Source organism: Thermogemmatispora sp., assembly GCF_019683635.1.
GTDB lineage: Bacteria > Chloroflexota > Ktedonobacteria > Ktedonobacterales > Ktedonobacteraceae > Thermogemmatispora.
Genome location: NZ_JADGIA010000108.1, coordinates 1 through 17,615, shown reverse-complemented (window position 1 = coordinate 17,615; position 17,615 = coordinate 1). Strand labels below are relative to the sequence as shown.

18 protein-coding genes and 1 pseudogene are annotated in these 17,615 nt (G+C 59.8%); 6 read left to right on the top strand and 13 right to left on the bottom strand.

Features of this window, described 5'->3' with window-relative positions; all coding sequences use genetic code 11:
• On the top strand, nt 1-246 hold a 246-nt coding region (locus IRZ31_RS12940; protein ID WP_297154301.1), incomplete at its 5' end, for a hypothetical protein.
• 11 nt (nt 247-257) lie between these two features.
• Here IRZ31_RS12940 and IRZ31_RS21390 read toward each other — a convergent pair.
• From IRZ31_RS21390 to IRZ31_RS12905, 8 genes and pseudogenes are all read right to left on the bottom strand, one after another.
• A pseudogene (locus IRZ31_RS21390) lies at nt 258-473 on the bottom strand (hypothetical protein); the annotation flags it as partial.
• 156 nt (nt 474-629) lie between these two features.
• A complete protein-coding gene (locus IRZ31_RS12935) occupies nt 630-1,568 on the bottom strand; it encodes a sigma-70 family RNA polymerase sigma factor (RefSeq protein WP_297154299.1) in 939 nt (312 codons plus the stop codon).
• A gap of 1 nt (nt 1,569) precedes the next feature.
• Complete coding sequence (locus IRZ31_RS12930; protein WP_297154297.1) at nt 1,570-1,815, bottom strand: hypothetical protein; 246 nt, start codon at nt 1,813-1,815, stop codon at nt 1,570-1,572.
• A gap of 110 nt (nt 1,816-1,925) precedes the next feature.
• Nucleotides 1,926-2,195, bottom strand: a complete 270-nt coding sequence (locus IRZ31_RS12925) for a hypothetical protein (RefSeq protein WP_297154295.1) — start codon at nt 2,193-2,195, stop codon at nt 1,926-1,928.
• Nucleotides 2,192-2,713: a hypothetical protein gene (locus tag IRZ31_RS12920; protein ID WP_297154293.1), complete on the bottom strand. Its 522-nt coding sequence runs from the start codon at nt 2,711-2,713 to the stop codon at nt 2,192-2,194. The genes IRZ31_RS12925 and IRZ31_RS12920 overlap by 4 nt, the downstream gene beginning before the upstream one ends.
• Nucleotides 2,706-3,332, bottom strand: a complete 627-nt coding sequence (locus tag IRZ31_RS12915; protein ID WP_297154291.1) for a hypothetical protein — start codon at nt 3,330-3,332, stop codon at nt 2,706-2,708. The genes IRZ31_RS12920 and IRZ31_RS12915 overlap by 8 nt, the downstream gene beginning before the upstream one ends.
• 292 nt (nt 3,333-3,624) lie before the next feature.
• A complete protein-coding gene (locus IRZ31_RS12910; protein ID WP_297154290.1) occupies nt 3,625-4,329 on the bottom strand; it encodes a hypothetical protein in 705 nt (234 codons plus the stop codon).
• A gap of 126 nt (nt 4,330-4,455) precedes the next feature.
• Entirely contained in the window at nt 4,456-4,767 is a 312-nt protein-coding gene (locus IRZ31_RS12905; protein ID WP_297154288.1) for a hypothetical protein, read from the bottom strand.
• Nucleotides 4,768-5,465: 698 nt separating this feature from the next.
• On the opposite strand from IRZ31_RS12905, the gene IRZ31_RS12900 reads away from it, so the two are divergent.
• The 5 genes from IRZ31_RS12900 to mutL all read left to right on the top strand — a co-directional run bounded on the left by IRZ31_RS12900 (nt 5,466) and on the right by mutL (nt 12,641).
• Entirely contained in the window at nt 5,466-6,194 is a 729-nt protein-coding gene (locus IRZ31_RS12900; protein ID WP_297154286.1) for a UTRA domain-containing protein, read from the top strand.
• A complete protein-coding gene (locus tag IRZ31_RS12895) occupies nt 6,191-6,781 on the top strand; it encodes an HD family hydrolase (RefSeq protein WP_297154284.1) in 591 nt (196 codons plus the stop codon). Before IRZ31_RS12900 ends, IRZ31_RS12895 begins: the two co-directional genes overlap by 4 nt.
• Before the next feature lie 101 nt (nt 6,782-6,882).
• Nucleotides 6,883-7,998 carry a transposase gene (locus tag IRZ31_RS12890; protein WP_297154282.1) on the top strand — a complete coding sequence of 372 codons (1,116 nt, stop codon included), beginning with the start codon at nt 6,883-6,885 and terminating at the stop codon, nt 7,996-7,998.
• Between the two features lie 72 nt (nt 7,999-8,070).
• Nucleotides 8,071-10,833 carry a DNA mismatch repair protein MutS gene (mutS, locus tag IRZ31_RS12885; RefSeq protein WP_297154280.1) on the top strand — a complete coding sequence of 921 codons (2,763 nt, stop codon included), beginning with the start codon at nt 8,071-8,073 and terminating at the stop codon, nt 10,831-10,833.
• Entirely contained in the window at nt 10,830-12,641 is a 1,812-nt protein-coding gene (gene mutL, locus IRZ31_RS12880) for a DNA mismatch repair endonuclease MutL (protein ID WP_297154278.1), read from the top strand. Before mutS ends, mutL begins: the two co-directional genes overlap by 4 nt.
• A 130-nt stretch (nt 12,642-12,771) precedes the next feature.
• On the opposite strand, the gene IRZ31_RS12875 is transcribed toward mutL, so the two are convergent.
• The 5 genes from IRZ31_RS12875 to IRZ31_RS12855 all read right to left on the bottom strand — a co-directional run bounded on the left by IRZ31_RS12875 (nt 12,772) and on the right by IRZ31_RS12855 (nt 17,307).
• Nucleotides 12,772-13,611, bottom strand: coding sequence for a hypothetical protein (locus IRZ31_RS12875; protein ID WP_297154276.1), 840 nt, complete (start codon nt 13,609-13,611; stop codon nt 12,772-12,774).
• A gap of 64 nt (nt 13,612-13,675) precedes the next feature.
• Entirely contained in the window at nt 13,676-15,115 is a 1,440-nt protein-coding gene (locus IRZ31_RS12870; RefSeq protein ID WP_297154274.1) for an MFS transporter, read from the bottom strand.
• Between the two features lie 186 nt (nt 15,116-15,301).
• Nucleotides 15,302-15,535 carry a DUF951 domain-containing protein gene (locus IRZ31_RS12865; protein WP_363325666.1) on the bottom strand — a complete coding sequence of 78 codons (234 nt, stop codon included), beginning with the start codon at nt 15,533-15,535 and terminating at the stop codon, nt 15,302-15,304.
• Nucleotides 15,519-16,220 carry a nicotinate-nucleotide adenylyltransferase gene (nadD, locus tag IRZ31_RS12860; RefSeq protein ID WP_297154270.1) on the bottom strand — a complete coding sequence of 234 codons (702 nt, stop codon included), beginning with the start codon at nt 16,218-16,220 and terminating at the stop codon, nt 15,519-15,521. The genes IRZ31_RS12865 and nadD overlap by 17 nt, the downstream gene beginning before the upstream one ends.
• A 58-nt stretch (nt 16,221-16,278) precedes the next feature.
• Complete coding sequence (locus IRZ31_RS12855; RefSeq protein WP_297154268.1) at nt 16,279-17,307, bottom strand: mechanosensitive ion channel domain-containing protein; 1,029 nt, start codon at nt 17,305-17,307, stop codon at nt 16,279-16,281.
• Between the last annotated feature and the right edge of the window lie 308 nt (nt 17,308-17,615).

Below are 17,615 nucleotides of genomic sequence, written 5' to 3'. Positions count from 1 at the left end.
GCCTCCCTACTGCTTTGCTGCAAGTGCTCGCTGCGACCGCGTTGCCTTTGCTCTGCCCAGGTGCCGACCACTCCGCATTCGGGCTACCGGGTTTTGACAGTCCGACTGCTCGCCGAGGGAGCGGAAGCGTCACTCAGGAACGCGATTGCCTCAGCGGTCATGAGCAGGAAAGTGCTCGACTCGTCCATGAAGGGACACGTGATCCGTCCCTCCACAGCGATCCTGCTGCCCTTGCGGGCTTTCTGAGCGAGTTCCAGGGCCAGCTGTTCCCAGGCCGTGACCGTCAGCCTCCGGCCCGGCTGCTGTCTCCCCGGCAGTGGTCTGTCACTGTGCTCCAGGTCCAGGCTGACCTGCACACAGGGGCGTCCCCGGCTGCTGTAGACCAGTTCTGGATCTCGTCGGACTTGACCGATGACGCCCGATCTTTTTGGGGTTCTCCCTGGGGCAGCTTGGTCTGTTGAGCAAGAAGTCATCTGATCTTCCTCCTCCTGGTAGGGGAGAGTGTCTCTCATGTTGTGCCTGCCTGATGTCCGTCTGTGAGGAGCACCATTGTTCCGCTTGCTCAAGGCCCGCAGGTGGGACCAGGCGAGGCGGGGAGCGGAAACGGTTCGCGCTCCCCGCTCAGCGGCTCAGTCCTGTTTCCGCTGCTTTGGCCACTCGAACCGCGTGGCTTCCGCCCCTGCAGTCCCGCCAGGTCCACGACGAGTGGATCGCTGGCGTCGGGCACGGTCAGTGCCGGCCTGCTGTTGGTGACACTCTCGCTGCCAGGCTGCTTGCAATCGTGCCACAGCTGCCTGTTTGATCTGCAAGATGCGGCCTCGACAGAGACCCAGCTCTCGCGCGACTTCTGCCTGTGTCGCGGGACGCCAGCGATCTCCCCAGCCTAGTAAGGCTTCCATGACGAGGCGCTGTTTGGGGGTCAACACCCTGCGCACTGCCTGGGCCAGCCAGCGCTGCTGCTCGGTCTCGTCGGGATCACCTGCTGAAGGATCAGGAACGGTCTGATCCGGGATCACCGCCACCAGTTGGTGATCCGTCTGCGTCAGCGCGTCGAGCGAGACGGTTCGTGGGAGCGAACTCCCTTGCTGCTGAAATCGCCCGGTTCGCGCGTGGAGGCGTTGCTGGACATGCGCCGGCAACCGGATGAGATCAGCGGCCTGAATGGCCCGCCTGATGGCCTGCCTGATCCACCAGGTGGCGTACGTGCTGAAGCGAACCCCACGAGTCGGGTCAAATCGTTTGGCCGCTTCTAGCAGCCCCAGGTTGCCTTCCTGGATCAGATCAGCCAGCTCCAGGGAGGGGTGGCTGTCGCGAAGCAGCGGGGCATAGGTGCGAGCCACACTGACCACCAGGCGGAGATGGCTGTTGATGAGTGCTTCCCGGTCCTGCGTCGAGGCTCCCGGTGGCCAATCCCTGCGGGCCTCGGGTGGATGGGAAGCCGGCACCGAGGGCGGGAAGGCTTCCAGGTCCGCCAGGTAGCTGCTCACTGCCAGAGTGGTTCTCGCTGGTCGGAGCCGGCGGGGCCGGATGTGAGGAGGCGGAGCATGATGATGACCGAAAGGCGGCATGTCATCCTCCTTCTGCTGATGAGGGCAGTCGAGGCAACGGTTGAGAAGGACCAACGTCGGATGGTGGCACGTGGGGCCGAGTCTTCATCTCGACCTGAAGCGCCAGATGTTCCGCACAGAGGTGCTGGATCTGCTCCTCTAAGAGCAGTTGCAGGGCCTGGTAACGGGCAATCTGCCGCTCCAGCCGGCGTAACTGGCGTTCAGGGTGCTGGGCAGGGCTGCGAAGAGGAAAGATGCGGCGCCACATAGCAACGTCTCCTTTCCTGGCCGTCGCTGGCCAGATCAGTTCAGGGGTCCCCGAGCTGGAACGAGCACATCGTCCCAGTCCGGGGACCCGGCAAGGTGTCGTGAAGGGACTCAGATGGCCCCATGCCCTGGAGGGGTCTCCTGGGAGAAGAACACGCGGGTCTCCTCGGGACTGGCCGTCCGCCACCTGAGCAGCGGCGGCAGGTCTAGAAGCTGGCAGAGCCGGGTGACCTCTGCTGTCGTGAGATCCTCCAGGATCAGCAGCGCCCGCTCTGGTCCATCTGGCTCTGTGCGGGCAATGGCTGCCGCTTTGAGTCCATCAGCACGGTGTGAAAGCAGCCAGGTTCCTCCTGGGACCCGGCTGGCTTCGAAGGCGTTCATCGGCACGCTCCTCCTTTCGGGAGACTGACCAGAGCTGGACCACCTCGTGGCTCTCCTAGGCGGTCCAGCGTTGCCTGGAGCAGCTGGAGCTGCGACCGCACTTGCTGCCGCAGACGGTCTGGAGTGCCAACCCCAATTCGTCGCAAGAGCGGCAGCCCCTCAGCCTGCTCTCCTCTGATCCGCTGGGCCAGCGTTCCCACCAACAGGCGGGCTTCGTCGCATTGCTGGCTGGCTTCCGTGAGCACATGCTGTCGGTGCAGAGCGGCTGCCATCGCAGCACCAGCAGTCGTCTCCTGGAGTCCGCCTTGCGCTTGCGCCGCCTCAGCCTCCAGCTGCAAACAGAGCTGTCTCAGTCCACGGGTCAGGCGATCCAGATCCGCCAGCGAGAGGGCTGACTCGTAGGCCCCGACCCGGTGGCTGGCCCAGGAGAGCCAGGCCAGCCACTGGAGCCAGGGAGCATCAGGAGCAGGCGGCTCCTCGGGGAAAGCCGTCAGAGGGAGGTCTGATGACTCAGGCATGACTGGTCCTCCTGGGAGAGAGAGGCAGCGCGGCTGTGGACCTGGAAGGGCCAGCAGCGGTTGACAGATGACAGACCAGGCGGAAGGGAACGCCCTCCACCTGAACCAGGATCACGGGATGGGCCTGCCCCGGCGGTGACTGGAGCTGCAGTGTCACCACTCGTGGGGGACTGCCAGCAGGCTCCGAGAGCACGCCCGGGAAGGTACACAGGTGAATGCCAGGGGTATCCTGCCCCGAGCCGGAGGCCGGGGCAGTCACCGCGATCACGAGAATGGTGCCGTGCCAGTCCTGAGCCAGCAGATGAAGGAGCCGTCCATGATCCTGGAGGTCCAACTCGCTGACCCGGGCGGTTCCATAGGTGTACTGGTCCTGCCAGGAGCTGACGGCAGGACCGAGCCAGCACAGCCAGAGCAATGCCAGCACCATGCCACCGCTCAGACTGAGCAGCGCTTGCAGGCGTCCGAGCCGGGGCCGGGGCGCGAGACGGTGAATGGGGCCTGAAGCGTCGGGAATGGTGGACTCCTCCACGGTCTCGGAGACCGTGGCAGGGGGCCGCAGACGGCTGGCTCGGGGAGGAATGGCCGAAGGAGAAGGCCGGGAAGTACGTGTAGGGGCCATCACAAGGAAGCCTCCATCTTTCCTATGGCAATCGAGCGTGTAACTGAACATCCAACAGCGCGGAAGTGAACAAGAGAGGCAACAGCGTCCTCTGGCTCCTCTGCCGGGCCGATCCAGCGGCAGGCAAGGGGCCAGTGCAGGTCAGGCAGAGGAGCCGCAGACGCAGGGATCACGAGGGAACACCCCTTTCCAAGCGTGCGTGCGAATGGAGGAGTGCGAGGTGCGCCTGGGGCCTGGCAGGGCAGGGGAGTGAGACGACGAACCCCAGGAACACCTCGCTAGCGGGTTGGTCTCACCACCAGGGATACGGGCGGTTCAACCGGATCTCATCAATCTGAACAGACGCAGGCGCAGGGGCTGGGGAACACACCGCATAGGGCGGGCGTTCCCAGGGCTGCAGCAGCAACCAGCCGGTGGAACCCGAGGACGCTTCCTTCCCCGGCACCTGCGGTTCCTGTTCCGGGTGAGCGGGAGGAGTTTCCCCTGAACGTACGGGCACCACCTCCAGGAACACCCCCTGGGGAACCAGCAACGGGCAGTACTGGGGAGGGATGTGCTGGTCCTCCAGGAACCGCCGTGCGAAGCCATGCAGGAAAGCAATGATCAGCTGTTCTCGCTCCGGCAGAGGCCAATGGCGATCCAACAGTGTCCAGGCACGTCGCTGGGCCAGCAGCAACGCATGCGGCCCACGCTGTCCCGTCAGATCGTAGCGGAGTCGTCCCGCGAGTTGCCAGTCTTCCTTGGTATGGTGGGGGTGGAAGAAGAGCAGGGCATCGTCAGCCCCCAGGGCAGCCGCCGCAACCGAGACAACATGCCGAAACGTGCCGCGAAGGAACTCGTTCTGCACGTCAGGACTGAACAAGGCAGCGGGTTCCTGCAGGATCACCGGGTCACGTCCACACAGTCGTAGGGGTTCCTCCAGCTCAGTCAGAGGCCACTCCCGTCCACGCCAGCGGATGTACCACGGGGCCTCGGCCCAGAAGGAAGACACGGACATACCACACCTCCTTCATCAGAATAGAAAGACAGACAGCAAGAAGACAGAGAGAAGGGTACACGCAGAAAGCAGCCGAAAACCTGACCAGCCAGCTCGGCGAACCAGACCGAAGCGTGGCCGGCGGAGCTAGAAAGAGAGCACCCGAAACTGCTGCAAGGCAAACGAGACGCCAAAATGCTGTTTGCGGCGCCGGCCCGGCTCGAAGAACATCACGCAAACACTCCCGTCGTCAGCGACGGAGGTCACGACCCCCTGGACCCAACGGAAGGCCGGAGTGCCATCAGGATGAAGACCAACGGGAGAAGGGACGAGCACCGTGTGCCCACACAGGCGGCGAGCCTGTGCCACCAGGGTCGCGTAGGGGCATGCCCACGGGGAAGAGGAATGTCCCCGACCCCGACGGGAGCGCCGGTGCCGGGGGCGAGACAGAGGCGACACCAGGGAACCTCCTTGGATCGGAGCACATGACTCACAACACCTATCGATAGGAACAACGCCAAAAGAGAAGGAACAAGACAGAGGAGAAACCAGCCTGTACCTTCAGAAGACAGGAGAAGCTGGGAGAAGCTGTCACCACGATGGAGAACCAAATGGCATCCGATCGGCTCTCTCCTTCTGCGAGCCAACAGGCCAAAGAGAGCACGGTCCCCAGAAGCAGTGTATCCCAACGCCCAGGGCTATGCCGTACGCCTCCGAGCGAGTCAGCACCTCTTCCACTGCCAGACCTCCTCCTCCAACTCGCCAGCCTTTCCTCTCCCATGACCACTTGTCGTCCAGGCGTCTGGCTCCCTGGTCATACACTTAACGCGATCCGTTTTTCAAGGTGCTCAAATAGGCATAAGGCTATTCTTGAGACAAACTAGCCCACCCCTTGGGACTAGCATAGTATGCCGTCGTGACCGCAGATCCTCCAAAGGCGACCATTAGAGTCATTTCGCCGAAGTAGCTATGTCTGTCCTAGGTCGCCCTACATGAACCTGACTGCGCTTAATTGTATCATATTAGTTTCCCAAAGTCAACTAGTATTCTTCATAGGTTACCTTTAGTATCATAAAGGGGACTAAAAGGTGAGGATTTGACACCCAGCGGTTCTTTGAGGTACTATAGAAAGAGCTACTACTAAGCGAGGGAACAAAATGCCGAGGATTGTCAATGGCGAAGAATTTCTCACCACGGCAGAGGTTCTAAAGACTTGGCCAGCTTCAAAGAAACTCTTTTATGATCGCATTCACCCCTGGCTCCGGTGCTATCACTTTGATGGAAAAGTAAAACCCAATTACTACAAAAAGTCCGAGGTTGAGGCACTTCGCACAGGCCAACCTTTCCAAAGAGAACCTATTCTGCTCTCTGGCATCCTGGGCGATTGGACAATCTACTTGCGCTCGCTCGGCTTCCAGGCAGAAACTCGCACCTATGCCGTGAAGCGCTCGTCTCTGCCGGAGGAGATAGCCAGAACGTTTCAGATCGACCCTGATCAGCAATTTGTCCAAAGGTCCCGCATGACTATCGTTAGCAATAAGGCACCAATATGTTTCTGGAGCACCTATTATCCATTAGATCTGGTTAAAGGAACAATACTCTCGGAAATGGAAAAAAATCCATCTCTAGATGTACTGAAGAGGATAAAGGAGGTCCATGGAATAACCATTGGCTGGGAGAGGGATCGATACCTGGCGAGAAATGCATCCCCGGAGGAACAGAAGCTGCTGCGATTGCTCACGAATGAGCCTGTTCTTACCATCTATCGTGGATGCTGGACTCAAGATAAACAGACGCTGACACATATCAGCTATATGATCCTGCTCGCTAGCTGGTTCGCTGTTGAGCATGAATTTCCAGTAGCCTGGGACTGGGGGGCTAAATGAACAAAGAACAACTTGTCTGCTACCTCCATGAGGTGGGGTATCTCAAACTCTTGAAGCGCTCAGGATGGTGGCGCCTAGGCGTGAAAGATCCAGAGACAGTCGCGGAGCACTGTTTTCGAGCAGCAATCATTGGCTATATCCTTGCCACTCTAGACGGTGTCGATGCATACAAGACCGCCACCATGTGCCTCTTTCACGACGTGGCGGAGACGAGGATTAGCGACCTCCCCTGGGTAGCTCGTCGCTATCTGCACGACGTTAAGGAAGCTGAAGAAACAGCGCTCTGCGAGCAAACGGACCAACTTCCTGAACCGCTTTCCAGGAACATTCTCGACCTTATGAGAGAATATAGACAACAGACTTCGCAAGAGGCCCAATTGGCGAGAGAAGCAGATTTATTAGAGTGTTTGCTGCAAGCAAGAGAATACTATTCTCAAGGGTACTCAAAAGGAATGGAATGGGCAAAGATATGTAGAGACGGGTTACAATCAGAAACTGCCCGAAATCTGGCAGATCTTTGCCTGGAGGGTGATCCAGGGGAATGGTTCCAGGATCTGCAGGATAATCCTCATAAGGGAAGCTTCTAGATGAATCGACGATTTCCTTTTTCGCATCGGTGCTGGCCCTCGACCAGGGGGCCAGCAAGCATCACGCTTGACAGACAGATAGGGTTAGCTTCCATAGTGGTATGCTGAAAACGTTTCGGTATCGGATCTACCCAACAAAGAGGCAAGAGCGGCTGCTCTCAGAAGCCCTGGAAGAGTGTCGCTGGCTTTATAACCACCTGCTAGAACAGCGTAGAAAGCTCTATGAGCAGACTGGTCAAGGCATATCATGCTTTGATCAAATCAAGCAGCTTCCTATCCTGAAACGCGAGCGCCCGTCATTAGAACACGTTAACGCCCAAGTGCTTCAACAGGTAGTCGTCAGACTGGACTTGGCTTTCCAGGCATTTTTCCGTAGGGTGAAGGCTGGCGAAAAGCCAGGCTATCCCAGGTTCAAAGGCCAGGGGAGGTACAAGAGCCTGACTTATCCGCAGGTACCTAAAGGTTGCACCATCCGGGATGGCAAGCTGGTCCTATCCAAGATAGGCCATATCAAGATTGTATTGCATCGGCCTCTGCGTGGGAAGCTCAAGACCTGTACGGTTTTTCGATCAGCAACGGGCAAGTGGTATGCAAGTTTCTCATGTGAGTGTGAGCCTAAACGCTTGCCACCTCATCCACATGCAGTTGGAATAGATTTGGGACTCAAGCACTTTGCTGCACTGTCTGACGGTAAAACCATCGAAACACCGGCCTTCTTCAGGCGGGAAGAGAAGGCACTTGCGAAAGCTCAGCGCAGACTCTCGCGCCTGGGAAAAGATGATCCTGAGCGGCCCCGAAGGAAAAAGATAGTAGCGCGGATACACGAGCGGATTCGTTTCCGAAGAGACAACTTTACACACCAGCAAAGTCGGCGCATTGTTGATCGATACGGTTTCATCTGCGTCGAGGACCTGGTGGTCAGCCGGATGGTGCACCACCCTCATCTTGCAAAAAGCATTCAAGACGCGGCTTGGTCGGAGTTCCTTGCAAAGCTGTCGAGCAAAGCGGAAGAGGCTGGCCGGCAGCTTGTAAAGGTGAACCCGGCCTACACCAGCCAGACCTGTAGTGCCTGTGGACACAGACAGGCCATGCCGCTCGAAGAGCGAGTCTTTGCCTGCCCGTGCTGCGGGATTGTTCTGGATCGCGACGTGAATGCTGCCAGGAATATTTTGGCCTTGGGACGACAAGGCTGGGAACCCGAGAAGCCCACGGCTTGAGCCGTCGGGAGTCGTCACAGTACAGGCGTTCAGTCGAGATCTGCTATGGCTTGGCAGGAGGAGAAGAAAGCGGTGAAGGTTACTCCCGCACGGCGCCAGTATCTGCAGATCAAGAGCCAGTATCCCGATGCGATTTTGCTCTATCAGGTTGGCGACTTCTACGAGACCTTCGATGAGGATGCGCGTATCACTGCCCGTGAGCTGCAGATCGTTCTGACGGCGCGCAGCTATGGCGAGGAGCGGGTACCGCTGGCCGGCATCCCGCTGCATGCGCTCGAAAACTATGTGGGCAAGTTGATTCAGCGGGGCTATAAGGTGGCGATCTGTGATCAGGTCGGCGAGGTGGGTCATGGGGTAGTCGATCGCGCTGTGACGCGCATTCTGACAGCAGGCACGCTCTCCGAGCCAAATCTCTTGCCAGCGCGGCAGAATAATTATCTGGTGGCCATTGCTTCCTCGCGTCAGCAGACCGGGCTGGCGGCGGTCGATGTGAGCACAGGTGAGTTCAGCGTGACCTGGTTTACGCCCGCTGAGCTACCAGCGGCCTTGGAGGCCGAGCTGCAGCGCCTGGCTCCCTCCGAATGCCTGCTTATAGAAGGGGCAAGTCGGGATGCCTACCGCTTTCCTTCGCAGACTGTAACCATTACTCCTTGCCCGCCCCATTTCTTCGATGTCGATGCGGCTCGCGCGCGGCTCTGCCGTCATTTCGGAGTGCAGTCGCTCGATGCCTATGGCTGTGCCAGCGCTCCCCAGGCCATTGCCGCTGCTGGGGCCATTATCGCCTATCTGGAGAAAATGAATACGGCCCTCCTCTCGCTCTTGACGGGCCTCCATTCCTACCAGACGACCAGCTATATGGTGCTGGATGCACACACCCAGCGTAACCTCGATATTCTGCAAGGCTCACGCAGCGGTACGACGCAGGGGAGCCTGTTGGGAGTGCTCGATCGAACGCTGACGCCGATGGGCGCGCGCTATCTGCGCCGCATGGTGACGCAGCCACTGCTCGATCTGACCTTGCTGAACGCGCGCCTGGAGAGCGTCGAAGAGCTATATGAGAGTCCCGCCTTGCGCAGTCGCATCGCCACCTGCCTGCAGAGCCTGGGCGATCTGGAGCGCTGCGCCGGACGGGTGCGGCAGGGGACGGCCACCCTGCGCGAGGTGCAGGGATTGCGCAATTATCTGGAGATTATTCCCCGTCTGCGCGAGCTGTTGCAGGGCTGTCAGGCTCCACTGCTGCAAGAGATTGCCGCAGAGTTGGATGATTGCCCCCAGGTGCGCGATCTCATCGCTCGGGCCCTGGTCTCCGAAGGGCAGGCGGACGATGGCGCCGAGCACGGGCGACTGATCCGCGCGGGCTTTCATCCTGAGCTGGATGCCTTGATCGCCTCGATCCGTGACTCGCGCCTCTGGATGGCCCGTCTGGAGCCGCTCGAACGCGAACGCACTGGCATCAAGTCGCTCAAAGTTGGCTACAACAAAGTCTTTGGCTACTATATCGAGGTCAGTAAGGCCAATCGCCATCTGGTCCCTCCCGATTATGAGCGTCGCCAGACCCTGACAAACGCGGAGCGCTATATCACGCCCGAGCTGAAAGAGCATGAGGCGCGCATTCTTAATGCCGAGGAGCGCATTGAAGAACTTGAGCGCAGCATCTATGCCGACGTGCTGCGTCAGTTGAGCCTTTCCTACGGTCAGATCATGACCACGGCCTCGGCAGTGGCGCGCATCGATGCCCTGCTGAGCCTGGCCGAGGTGGCTGCTCACTACGGCTACGTAAGGCCGGTCCTGGAGCAGGGGCATGTGCTCGACATTGTCGGCGGGCGTCATCCCGTGGTTGAGCGTAGCCTGGATGGCGATGTCTTTATCCCCAACGACACCCATCTGGATGGCGATGAGGGCGAGCGCATCCTGTTACTGACCGGGCCGAATATGGCTGGCAAGTCGACCTACCTGCGGCAGGTCGCCCTTATTACCTTGCTGGCCCAGATCGGCAGCTTTGTTCCCGCCAGGAGCGCGCGCATCGGCCTGGTCGATCGCATCTTCACACGCGTAGGAGCTGAGGACGATATCGCCTCCGGCAAGAGCACCTTCATGCTGGAGATGGAAGAAACGGCGGCCATTCTGCACCACGCGACGCGTCATAGCCTGATTGTGCTCGACGAGATCGGACGCGGTACCAGTACCTATGATGGCCTGGCCATCGCCCGCGCTGTGGTTGAGCATCTGCATTCGGTAATTGGAGCGCGTACGCTCTTCGCAACCCACTATCACGAGCTGGCAGCGATGGCTAATGAGTTGCCCCATCTGCGCGTCTACACGATGGCGATCAGCGAGGACGAGGATGGCGAGATCGTTTTCCTGCATCGCGTGACCCCCGGCTGCATCGGACGCAGCTACGGCGTCCATGTGGCACGTTTGGCGGGCATGCCGCCGAGCATTATTCGCCGCGCCCAGGAGGTGCTGAAGGCGCTGGAGGTTGGTCAGCATGCCCCAGGCCAGGTGGCCGGCGTAGCTCTGGTGACCGGCGCGTTGCCCGTTGCCCCGGCTGCTGAGTCACCTGCCTCTGTCTCTGCTATCAATGGCCATCGGGCAGGGGTGGGGCGTAGTCAAGGAGAGCAGAGCGTCAGAGTCGCTGAGGAGAGTGGTGGAATAGCACTCTCCTATGCCTGGCAGAGCGAAGAGGGACGGCGTTTGGCAGCTCTTCTTGAGCGTCAGGGGGCGGATGAGGCCCTGCTTGATCACATCGATATCTGCGCTATCACCCCACTGGATGCTCTCAATCTACTCTTTCTGATCCAACGCCAGCGACAGAAACAGAGAAAGGCTCTATGAGTCGTCCAGACCCATTCATGTCAGATCTGAATCACCAGACTATATCTGCGCCTATATCGCTCCCTCCGCGCCTGCCCATTCGGCAGTTGCCAACGGAGGTAGCAGAACGTATTGCCGCTGGCGAGGTCATCGAGCGCCCCGCCTCAGTAGTCAAAGAGCTGGTGGAGAATGCCCTTGACGCCGGCGCCCATGAGATCCGCGTTGAGATCCGTGACGGGGGCCTGCGCCTCATTCGCGTCAGCGACGATGGCCAGGGGATTCCTGAAGAAGACCTGGAACGGGCCTGTGCGCGTCACTCTACCAGTAAAATCGTGCGAGTCGAAGATTTAGAGCATCTACACACCCTGGGCTTTCGGGGGGAGGCGCTGGCCAGTATCGCAGCGGTCTCCGAGCTGACTTTGCTCAGTCGGCCCATCGAGAGCGAGGAACGTGGCCAGGAGGAGCCGGCGGCCTGGATTACCGTGCGCGGTGGGGAACTCGTCCAGCGCGGCCATCGAGCGCGTCCGCACGGCACAACCGTCACCGTACGCGAACTCTTCTATAATGTGCCAGCGCGTCTTAAATTCATGCGTAGCGCCCGTAGCGAGGCCGGCCAGATCCTGCAGCTCCTCTATCGCTACGCTGCCGGCTATCCTACCGTGCGCTTTAACCTGAGCATCGAAGAGCAATCCCTGCTACAAACCAGTGGCAGTGGCGACCTGGCTACTGCTCTGGCCGAACTCTATCGCCTGCCGCTCGCTGAGCTACTCATCCCCATCGAAGTGGAAGATGAGGCAGGCATCAAGGTCTTTGGCTACGTAGGCAACCGTGTCCTGGCCCAACCCAATCGACAGCATGTGATGCTCTTCATCAATGGACGGCCCGTACAGGTGCGCGCTCTGCAAGAGGCCCTGGAAGCCGGCTATCGCCCGCTCCTGGCCAAAGGACGCCATCCCTTGCTGGTTCTTCATCTGCAGTTGCCAGCCCAGGAGGTCGATGCCAATGTCCACCCGGCCAAAACAGAGGTCCGTCTGAGGCGTGAGCGCGAGCTGGCCACGCTGCTCACCCGAAGCGTTCGAGCGGTACTCGAACGCAGCCCAGCGCTGCCCGCCGAAAGCACCTGGCCAGGCCCGGCCAGCGTCTATCAGCCGCGCTTGCCGGGACCGCGTCGGCGCGGTCTGCGCGTCCTGGAGGCAGGAGAGCGCTATCGCAGCGAAGGCAGTCTTCCGACACCTGCCGAGGTGCTGGCGGCTCTGCGTCCTCTGGCCCAGTTGCAGCAAGCGGTCATTCTGGCCGAAGCCCCTGATGGGAGCCTCTATCTCATCGACCAGCACCGTGCTCATGAGCGCATCCTCTATGAGTATCTGCGCAGCCGGAGCGCCGGCGCTGACAACGAGGGAGCAGAGAACCAGGCGGCGCACCTCCTGCTTGAGCCGGTGGTGCTGGAGTTGAAGGGCTGGCAGGCGGAGCTGCTGGAGCAGCGCCTGCCGATTCTGGCCAGCCTGGGCCTGGACTGCGAGCACTTCGGAGGGCGCAGCTTCCTTGTGCGTTCCGTTCCCGAAGGGGTCGGCGATAGCGAGCAACTGGCGGCCCATCTGCGCGAGCTGGTGGAGATCGCTCTTGAAGATAGCGAAGACTGGAAAGATCACCTGCTGATTGGGTTGGCCTGCCGCTCAGCCCTGCGCCGAGGACGTACCTTGAGCCAGGGCGAACAACAAGATCTCTTACATCGCCTGGCTCAGACCGCAGCCCCAGCCGTCTGTCCTCATGGCAGCCCGGTGCTGTTGCACTATAGTCGCGCCTTTCTCGGCGAAAAGTTTGAATGGTAACATTGGCAGCCATCTGCCACAGCGGAGTCAGTCCAGGGGGATAGAGAGAGGAAGCTGGGGCAGCTCCTTGTGGTAACGACCTTGCGGTCTTCGGAGCGGAGGCCTCGGCGTCGAGCAAGAGGAGGGATGATCACAACAGCCGGTTGAGGAGATCGGCCACAATAAAGATAGCCAGATCGAGGATCAGCAGGGCCAGCAAGGCAAAATCGATGTGGAGAGCCACCGAGGCCACTCCCTGCAAGAGAGCCTCATTGAAGACGAGCAGATGCGTGTACCAGAGCACCGCCAGCGCAATCCCGGCCAGGAGCAGGAGGCCCGTCAAGAGCCAGCGAGCGCCGCGCCAGTCCTGGGAGCTGGGCCAAAGCTCGGCAGTAATAGTCAAGATTAAGTAAGGAGCGAAGAGGAGTGTCCACCAGGGCCAGCCTGGCCGGATCAGCTGCAGACGCACCTCCCAGATATTGTAGCCGGTAGCCACCCAGTAGAGGAAGATGATCGCCCCGATCCCCCCGATTAGAGGGGCGACGGCGCTCAAGCCGTCGCCGATATGACTGACCAGGCGCCCGGGCGGACGCACATATTGCACCTCACCCAGCTGCAGAGCCTGGGGCATACCGCGCTGCAGCATACCGTACGGTCTTCCTTGCACCAGTGGTTTGATGCGGAAAAGCGTGATCTTGGTGATGCGGAAGCCGAAAGGACGGAAGAGCAAGACCACGCAGGCATGGCAGAGTTCATGCAAGATGACGCCGGGGGCGTTCATCCAGAACCAGATCAACAGGCCCCGCTCGCCGAACAAACGGTAGCCGATGCGATCGACGCGATGGCGCAGAGCACGGCAGGTCAGGCGGAGCAGGATAAAGAGCACAAAAACTCCGCTAATCAACAGCCAGGGTTCATAGGGCTTGATCTGAGCAGTCAGGGCAGGGTCCATGAGCATAGCCTCAGCGACGGTCGACAGCGCGACGGCCACTCATCTTATCTCTATTGTAGAGAAGGATGTGGACGAGCGTCAATAGGGTCACGTTCTTCAGGAATCAGCGACTTATCTCATCGGCTTCCGTCTCAAACTCCTCGTGCCCATATTCTTCCTCTGGCTCCTCCTGCAAGCAAACGGCAGGAGGATGGCGGCGCTCATAGAAGAAGCCCCAGAGAGCGAAGAGCAGGATAGCCAGGGACAACAAATAGATTACGCGGTCGATACCGAGCAGATCGGCAGCCGCGCCTGTCAGCAGGATCACCGGGATTGTCCCGGCGTTATAGAGCATCAACTGCAGTGCCAGCACACGGCCCTTAATCCACTCAGGGGTCTCCTCCTGGACGCGTGTCTGAGCGGGGATATTAATACAATCCAGGGCAATGCCCCCCAGAAACATAATCAGAGCGGCGCTGCACAGGAAGAGCGGGTGGGTGTTCCAACCCACCGGCTGCAGGCTGCGGGCAATGACCGTCAAGAGTGGCAAGAGCAGAATGATCAGGGCGAAGCCCAGGCAGCCTAATAAAATCGAGCGAGAAATGCCCAGGCGGCGTGTAATGCGTGGCATGAAGAGCGACCCCAGCACCAGACCGATACCGGCGGGAGCAAAGACAAAGGCCAGAGTATCGGCAGGCAGCAGGAAGAGCCGCGTCACCAGAGCCGTAGCCAGCTCAGCCACCAGAGCCAGCAAGATACCGGCGAATGATAGCTGCACCACCGCCAGCAGCAGCGGCTTATTCTGACGAATAAAGAGCCAGCCCTGGCGCATTTCGCTGCCGATATTGCCGAATAGGCTCAGCGACTGTGTAGCCAGGTCCTCGCCGGAAGCAGCAGGGCGACGCGGAGCATGCTGCTCGAAAGCGCGGGGAGGGATCAGCAGGATCAGGCCCGCACAGACCAGATAGAGCAGCCCGATCAAGAAATAGAGTGTCTCCACCGGCTGCACTGTCAGAGAAAAGAGCTGGAAGGTGGGGAGCAGGCTCAGCACCAGCGGGGCGAAAATAATCATCCCCAGAGCCATCGATGTCATAAACGTGATATTGAAAAGCGCCAGGGCGGGCATCAGCTCATCCTCATCGACCAGCAGAGGGATCGTCGAACTCTCGGCTGGCGTAAAGAACTGGCCGATACTCGAAATCAGGAAGGTCAGCAAGTAGGCGGGGATGAGCTGTCTGGCATCGATCAGCAGAGAGATCACGAAGCCGAAGCTTGCAATAGCGCGCAAGCAGTTACTGCCCCACAGAATCAGCCGTTTGTCCAAGCGATCGACAAAGACGCCAGCGGGGGCGCTGAAGAGCAAAGCGGGCAAACTGAAGCTGATAATCGCCACGCCCACCAGCGTCGTCGACCCCGTGACCTCCTCAACAAGGACCATGATGGCGTAATTGGAGGCGTTGAGGATGGTCATCGAGATCAACTGAGCGAGCCAGAGGTAGACAAAGTTCTTCTTCCTGAGAAGTGTCTTGAAGCCTCCTCCTTGCTTGGACCTGGCAACATCCATAGCATCTCTCCCAAATGTGCTAGCTTCGAAGTGAACGCAGAGCAGCAATCACGACCAGGCACAGAGCCATGACCAGCTGGGGACCCAATTGGCGGTGGCTCCAGCTTAGGGTGCGGCCTGGACTGGAGCCTTTCCCCCTCGCCTGCCTCTTCCTGTTCGTGTGTGTACTGGCCCTTGCTCTGTCGATCAGGGCTGGAACGTCGAAGGCGCCTGTGGATCGTCATCCGGCGGAGTCACAGGTGGCAACCGTTCCTTGGTGCGCCGCTCCACCTCTGAGCGAGGCAACAGCACGCGCCGTCCACACGTCTCGCAGCGCAGGCCGATATCGGCGCCCAGGCGCACTACCTGCCAGGTCGACCCGCCGCACGGATGCGGCTTACGCAGGCGCAAGCGGTCCCCAAGCTCAAGATGCATGGGCATCCTGGACATAGCTGGACCTTCCCCCCTCTGCTGGTTCTCGTGGCACCGGCTCACGATAGAGCTGGTGCTGTGCAATATACGCCTCGACACTCTCTGGTGTTTGATATTTGATTGGGCGTCCCTCCGCCACGCGCCGACGCAGATCGCTTGCCGAGATGGAGAGATAGGGCGCGTTGACCACGCGGAGCCGCTCGCAGATGCCTGGCAGGCGCTCGTCCAGGGCGCTGACCAGCTCCTGGGGTGGGCGATAACCAGGGCGGCCTACTGCCACTAAGCAGTCAAGCTGCGCCAGAACGCCGGCAGCGTTATACCAACTGGTGAACTCAGCCAGGCTATCGGCGCCCAGGATGAAGGCCAGATAGACCTCTGATCCCCAGCGCTCGCGCAGCAAGCGCAGCGTATCCACCGTATAGGAGGGACCTGGTCGCTCGATCTCGATCTTGCTGAGAGAGAAAGCGGGATTCGACGCGATGGCCAGTTGCAGCATAGCGAGGCGATGCTGCGCCGGAGTGACCGGGCGGCCCGGCTTATGGGGTGGCTGGCCAGCAGGGATAAACACCACCTCGCTGAGTGCCAGCGTCGCCCGCACCTCCTCGGCAATCACCAGATGCCCGTAGTGAATCGGATCAAAGGTTCCTCCCAGCAGGCCGATGCGCCTCACAGCTTGCATCTCTCCCATACCCATAGGCGAAAACAACTCCTCTCAGCAACAATTGTAGGCGGCGCGTCCACCCGGCTGAGTGCTAAATGGCTCCGGCGGACTCCTTGATCGTCAGCTCGGCCTCAGCGAAGGCATTGCGCAGAGCGTGCAGGGCGTCAGCGATGACGCCGCTCTGGCCGTGGACGATCCAGAAGCGCACCGTCAGGGTCACTGCCTCGCGCGTATAGCCACTAATGGTAGCCACCGGCTCCGGTTTGGGGATAATTTCATCAATTTCGCGCAGGATGCTCAGAATCCGCGCGGGCGTCTGCTCGCGATCATACTGCTCCTGGGGCAGCGTCATCGTCAGAGTCACGCGGCGTTCGCCATAAAAAGTATTGTTGATAACAGTGGTACTAAAAATCCGTGTATTTGGAATTGTCACTTCCTCGCCACTGACCAGACGCACCTTCGTCGCGCGCAGCTGCACGTCTTCGACGCGCCCGGTCAGGGTACCAGCGGTTCCTCCCTCGATGCTGATCTCATCTCCAATGTGGAAAGGGCGCTCGATCAGAATGTAGAAGCCCGCCACAAGATCCTTGAGAATATCCTGGATTGCAAAAGTAAAGGCCACCGTGATGGTGCCCAAAATCGCCAGGGGCGTCTCGATCGAGAGGTGCCAGAGGGCGAGAATCCAGAAGATGGCGATGCCCAGCACCACAAAACTCAGCATGCGCCCGATCAGCGTCCGCATGTTAATGTCGATGCGGTTCTCCGCCAGGTTACGGATGGTGATCTTGCTCACCGTACGTCCGACACCGATGCCAAGCACCAGGATGAAGGCGCTCAGAATGGCGGTCCAGACATCGCCCATATAGTTGACCAGCTTCTCGATGGCCAGATTGCCGGCGAAGCTATGCCACAGCTGCTGCAAATTGCTAATGCTCCAGATGCTAATAACCACCACTATCCCAAGAGCAAGCAGCAGCAAAATGACCATCACGCCCAGGGTCTCGACTAGCCAGTCATCCAGCACAGTCTGGCGCAGGCGCCCAACCAGCCAGCGACGTAAAAAAAAGCCCGCTGCTCCCGCAATGAGGAGAGTCAGGATCGAGTAGATAAGCTGTTGCACCTGGATTCCCATTGCAAACCCGCGTCCGGCTCTTTACCTTCCTTGAAAAGAGCGTGTGTTGTGTATTACTTCGTCGCAAATTATATCATACTCTTCCTCGCTGACGGCAGGCAGTGCTCTGACCAGGGGCAGAAGCCGCTTGGCCAAGACTGCGCTGACGCTGGCAGAGTGAAGCCGCCTGGCCAAGGCTGCGCTGGCGCTGGCAGAGTGAAGCCGCCTGGCCAAGACTGCGCTGGCGCTGGCAGAGTGAAGCCGCCTGCCTCCAGGAGTGCGCTCAGAGTGCAGAGCGGGAAGCCCACGACGTTGAG